This is a genomic window from Lysobacter enzymogenes (assembly GCF_017168095.1).
Taxonomy (GTDB): Bacteria; Pseudomonadota; Gammaproteobacteria; order Xanthomonadales; family Xanthomonadaceae; genus Lysobacter; species Lysobacter enzymogenes_D.
In genome coordinates this window covers 1-5,168 of the sequence record NZ_LXSD01000197.1, presented here as the reverse complement: position 1 = coordinate 5,168, position 5,168 = coordinate 1, and the positions used below count along the sequence as shown (strand labels likewise).

Annotated in this window: 3 protein-coding genes and 2 pseudogenes; 4 read left to right on the top strand and 1 reads right to left on the bottom strand. The window is 70.1% G+C overall.

Annotated features, from left to right (window positions below):
* Window positions 1–782 (top strand): OmpA family protein (locus A7A76_RS05165; protein ID WP_206410192.1); only part of this gene is annotated, 782 nt, incomplete at its 5' end.
* On the opposite strand, the pseudogene A7A76_RS26310 reads toward A7A76_RS05165, so the two are convergent.
* Window positions 770–946: pseudogene (locus A7A76_RS26310) on the bottom strand (DUF6053 domain-containing protein); the annotation flags it as partial. The gene A7A76_RS05165 and the pseudogene A7A76_RS26310 overlap by 13 nt on opposite strands.
* Here A7A76_RS26310 and A7A76_RS26305 point away from each other — a divergent pair.
* The 3 genes and pseudogenes from A7A76_RS26305 to A7A76_RS25535 form a co-directional block, all read left to right on the top strand.
* Window positions 888–1,268 (top strand): annotated as a pseudogene (locus A7A76_RS26305) (DUF6053 domain-containing protein); the annotation flags it as partial. The pseudogenes A7A76_RS26310 and A7A76_RS26305 overlap by 59 nt on opposite strands.
* Complete coding sequence (gene uvrA / locus A7A76_RS05160; protein WP_206410191.1) at window positions 1,184–4,165, top strand: excinuclease ABC subunit UvrA; 2,982 nt, start codon at window positions 1,184–1,186, stop codon at window positions 4,163–4,165. The pseudogene A7A76_RS26305 and the gene uvrA, both read left to right, overlap by 85 nt.
* 506 nt (window positions 4,166–4,671) lie before the next feature.
* Window positions 4,672–5,094: an acyl-CoA thioesterase gene (locus A7A76_RS25535; RefSeq protein ID WP_343225286.1), complete on the top strand. Its 423-nt coding sequence runs from the start codon at window positions 4,672–4,674 to the stop codon at window positions 5,092–5,094.
* Window positions 5,095–5,168: the final 74 nt, after the last annotated feature.

Sequence of the window (5,168 nt, the reverse complement as noted above, 5' to 3'; positions counted from 1 at the left end):
CGCCCGCCGCCGATGCGGCCGCCGCGCCCGCGGCCACGCCGGTGCCGCCGGTCGAAGCCCGGCTCGGCCTGGCCAACAACAACGGCGCGATCCGCTACGACGGCCGGATCGACAGCGAAGCCACGCGCAAGGCGCTCAGCGTCGCCCTCGCCCAGGCCTACGCCGGCCAGATCTCCGGCGACCTGGAGGTCGGCAAGGCGGTCAAGCCGGCGCCGTGGCAGGACAAGCTGCCGCAGTTCGTCGCCGCGCTGAGCATGCCCGGCGTCGCGGTCACCTTCGAAGGCCAAAGCATCGAACTCAGCGGCCAGGTCAGCGACGCCGACCGCGCGCTGCTGCTGGACAAGGCCAAGACCCTGTTCCCCGGCTTCCGCTACGGCGGCCTGTTCGAGGGCGTGGGCGGCGAGGCCGCGTCCAGCGACGCCGCGGCCCAGGCCCTGGCCGCGCTGGTGCCGGGCAAGTCCGGCGCCGGCGAGATCGTGCAGGCGCTCAACAAGATCGAGGTGCGCTTCGAGGAAGGCGGCGCGCGCATCGCCCCGGCCAGCCTGGACATCCTCAGCCGCGCGGCCAAGGCCATCGCCGCCGGGCCCAAGGACGCGCGCTACGAGATCGTCGGCCCGGGCGGCGGCGCCGGCCAGCCGGCCGACAACGAGATCCTCTCGCGCCAGCGCGCCGAGGCGGTCAAGGTCCAGCTGATCGTCGCCGGCGCCAACCCCGGCGCGCTCGACACCCGCGGCGAAACCGGGACGACGGCGACGCCGGTGCGCTTCAATCAGGTCAAGTAGCGCCCTGAATCGAACGCGCCGCCGGCCGCCGCGGGCGGCCGCGGCCGGCCGAAACTGAACGAAGACGACAGACGCGGCCAAGCCCGCGTTTCTGTAGGAGGGCCTTCAGGCCCGATGCTTTTGTCTCCGGTCTCGGCGATCTGGGACAAAAGCATCGGGCCTGAAGGCCCTCCTACAGGCTTGCGGGCCGCGCATTTGCGCGTTTCCCGCCGCTCCGGCGCGCGCCCGCCGGGGCGTCCTCCGCGCCGCGCGAGCCAAGCCCCACGGGGCTGCGATGACATCGCCCGCGACGCCCGCCGCATCTTCCGTTGCGCGGATTTGCCCCCATCTTCCCCACTCGATACGCTCCCCTGTTCGCCGTCGCCTTCCGCGCCGGCGACCCTCCCCCTTGCAGGCACCCGATGGCGCTGGACTACATCCGCATCCGCGGCGCGCGGACGCACAACCTCAAGAACATCGATCTCGATCTGCCGCGCGACAAGCTGATCGTGATCACCGGACTGTCCGGTTCGGGCAAGTCCTCGCTGGCCTTCGACACGATCTACGCCGAAGGCCAGCGCCGCTACGTCGAGTCGCTGTCGGCCTACGCCCGGCAGTTCCTGTCGGTGATGGAAAAGCCCGATGTCGACCACATCGAAGGCCTGTCGCCGGCGATCTCGATCGAGCAGAAATCCACCTCGCACAATCCGCGCTCGACCGTGGGCACGATCACCGAGGTCTACGACTACCTGCGCCTGCTGTACGCGCGCGTCGGCAGCCCGCGCTGCCCGGACCACCATTACCCGCTGGAAGCGCAGACCGTCAGCCAGATGGTCGACCAGGCGATCGCGCTCGACCCGGAGCAGCGCTACATGCTGCTGGCGCCGGTGATCCGCGAGCGCAAGGGCGAGCACGCCCAGGTGTTCGAGCAACTGCGCGCGCAGGGCTTCGTGCGCGTGCGCGTGGACGGCGCGCTGTACGAGATCGACGCGGTGCCGCCGCTGGCGCTGCGGGTCAAGCACACCATCGAAGCGGTGATCGACCGCTTCAAGCCGCGCGAGGACATCAAGCAGCGCCTGGCCGAATCGTTCGAGACCGCGCTCAAGCTCGGCGACGGCATGGCCCAGGTGATGTCGCTGGACAACGCCGACGCCGCGCCGCTGCTGTTCTCGTCCAAGTACAGCTGCCCGGTCTGCGACTACTCGCTGCCGGAGCTCGAGCCGCGGCTGTTCTCGTTCAACTCGCCGATCGGCGCCTGCCCGACCTGCGACGGCCTCGGCGTGGCCGAGTTCTTCGATCCGGCGCGCGTGGTCGTGCATCCGGAGCTGTCGCTCGCCGCCGGCGCGGTGCGCGGCTGGGACCGCCGCAACGCCTATTACTTCCAGCTGATCCAGTCGCTGGCCAAGCACTACAAGTTCAACGTCGACACGCCGTGGCAGGCGCTCAGCGCCGCGCAGCAGAAGGCGGTGCTGTACGGCAGCGGCGACGAGCTGATCAGCTTCAACTACATCACCGAAAGCGGCGGCCGCAGCCAGCGCAAGCACCGCTTCGAAGGCATCGTGCCGAACCTGGAGCGGCGCTACCGCGAGACCGAATCGGCGGCGGTGCGCGAGGAACTGGCCAAGTTCATCAGCCAGCGCCCCTGCCCCGACTGCGGCGGCGCGCGCCTCAACCGCGCCGCGCGCAACGTGTTCGTGGCCGAACGCGGGCTACCGGAACTGGTGGTGCTGCCGGTCGACGAGGCGCTGAATTTCTTCAAGACCCTGCAGTTGCCGGGCTGGCGCGGCGAGATCGCGGTCAAGATCGTCAAGGAGATCGTCGACCGCCTGCGCTTCCTGGTCGACGTCGGCCTGGATTACCTCACCCTGGAACGCAAGGCCGACTCGCTGTCCGGCGGCGAGGCCCAGCGCATCCGCCTGGCCAGCCAGATCGGCGCCGGCCTGGTCGGAGTGATGTACGTGCTCGACGAGCCGTCGATCGGCCTGCACCAGCGCGACAACGAGCGCCTGCTCGGCACCCTGACCCGTCTGCGCGACCTCGGCAACACGGTGATCGTGGTCGAACACGACGAAGACGCGATCCGCCTGGCCGACTACGTCGTCGACATCGGCCCCGGCGCCGGCGTGCACGGCGGCGAGGTGATCGCGCAAGGCACGCTGCCCGACGTGCTCAAGGCGCCGCGCTCGCTGACCGGCCAGTACCTCAGCGGCAAGCGCAAGATCGAAATCCCGAAGACCCGCCACAAGCCCAACCCGAAGGCCACGATGCACCTGCGCGGCGCCACCGGCAACAACCTCAAGGACGTCGATCTGGCGATTCCGGCGGGGCTGCTGACCTGCGTCACCGGCGTATCGGGCTCGGGCAAGTCGACCCTGATCAACGACACGCTCTACGTCATCGCCGCCAACGAGCTCAACGGCGCGGCGCAGACGCCGGCGCCGCACCGGTCGGTGGAGAACATCGAGCTGTTCGACAAGGTCGTCGACATCGACCAGTCGCCGATCGGCCGCACGCCGCGTTCGAACCCGGCCACCTACACCGGCTTGTTCACGCCGCTGCGCGAATTGTTCGCGCAGGTGCCCGAGGCGCGCGCGCGCGGCTACTCGCCGGGCCGCTTCAGCTTCAACGTGCGCGGCGGCCGCTGCGAGGCCTGCCAGGGCGACGGCCTGATCAAGGTCGAAATGCACTTCCTGCCCGACGTGTACGTGCCCTGCGACGTCTGCCACGGCAAGCGCTACAACCGCGAGACGCTGGAAGTCCTGTACAAGGGCTACAACATCAACGACGTGCTGGAGATGACGGTCGAGGCGGCGCTGGCGCTGTTCGAGAACGTGCCCAGCATCGGCCGCAAGCTGGAAACGCTGATGGACGTGGGCCTGAGCTACATCAAGCTGGGCCAGAGCGCGACCACGCTGTCCGGCGGCGAAGCGCAGCGGGTCAAGCTGTCGAAGGAACTGTCGCGGCGCGACACCGGCCGCACCCTGTACATCCTCGACGAGCCCACCACCGGCCTGCACTTCCACGACATCGAGCACCTGCTGGCGGTGCTGCACCGCTTGCGCGACGACGGCAACACCGTGGTCGTGATCGAGCATAACCTCGACGTGATCAAGACCGCCGACTGGGTCGTCGACCTGGGTCCGGAAGGCGGCCACCGCGGCGGCACCATCCTCGCCACCGGCACGCCCGAGCACATCGCCTCGCTGCCGCAGTCCTACACCGGCCGCTTCCTGGCGCCGCTGCTGGGCATGCCGGTACCGGGCGAACCGTCGACGGCCAAGGCCGGCGGCGACAACAAGCCGGCCAAGGCCGGCGGCGACAACAAGCCGGCCAAGGCCGCCGCCAAGAGCAAACCCAAGACCGACGCGCCGCCCGCGCGCGCCAAGAAGAAATCCGCCGCATGAGCGATAGCGACAACGAGAACAAGCCCGCCGCCGGCGCACAGGCCGGCAAGCAGGCCGGAAAGAAAGCGGCGCCGCGCAAGCGTGCGCCGCGCAAGCGCAGGTCCCAGGATGCGGCGGTTGCGGCAACGGCGGAATCCGCTGGCGCGGCGGTCGTTTCCGACGCGGTCACGTCGCAGAAGGCCGCATCGGAATCGAATGCATCGCAGTCCGATGCAGCGCAGTCCGATGCATCGAAGCCGGTGGCATCAGAGCAGGCCGCAGCGCAAACGCTCGTGGCGAAGCCGGCCGCGGCGGAAGCGGCGCTTGCAGTCGCGCCCGCTCATTCGGCGCCCTCTGCCGCCCCTTCGGCGCCGCAGCCTGCCGCGCAACCCGCTGCCCAGCCCAACGCCGACGCGCCGCGCTCCAAGCAACACCGGCGCGAGCGCCAGCGTTCGGAGCAGCCGCAACGCGCGGACGCATCGCGTCCGCAAGCGCAAGCCGCGCCGCAGCCCGCGCCGGCGCAGTTGGTGGAGAACTCGGCCGTCGCCCACACCGCGCTGATCCGCGTGCCGCTGTCGGTGCGCTGGCGCGACCTGGACGCGTTCAACCACGTCAACAACTCCAAGTTCCTCAGCTACCTGGAGGAAGCGCGCCTGCGCTGGATGGTGACCCTGCCCGGCCACGGCATGGACGAGCACGTCGCGCCGGTGGTCGCCGCCGCGCACCTGAACTACCGCCGCCCGATCGAGTGGCCGAACGAGATCGACATCGAGCTGTTCGTCGAGCGCCTGGGCAACACCAGCCTCAGCGTCGGCCACCGCATCGTCGGCGCCGACGACCCGAGCGCGCTGTACTGCGACGGCAACGTGGTGATGGTGTGGATCCACCGCGAAACCGGCCAACCGGCCGCGTTGCCCGAGCCCGTGCGCGCCGCCTGCACCCCGCGCTGATCCCGCGATGACCCCCTGTAGGAGCGGCGCGAGCCGCGACCGCGACAACCCAACTACGATGAAGGTTTCGACGT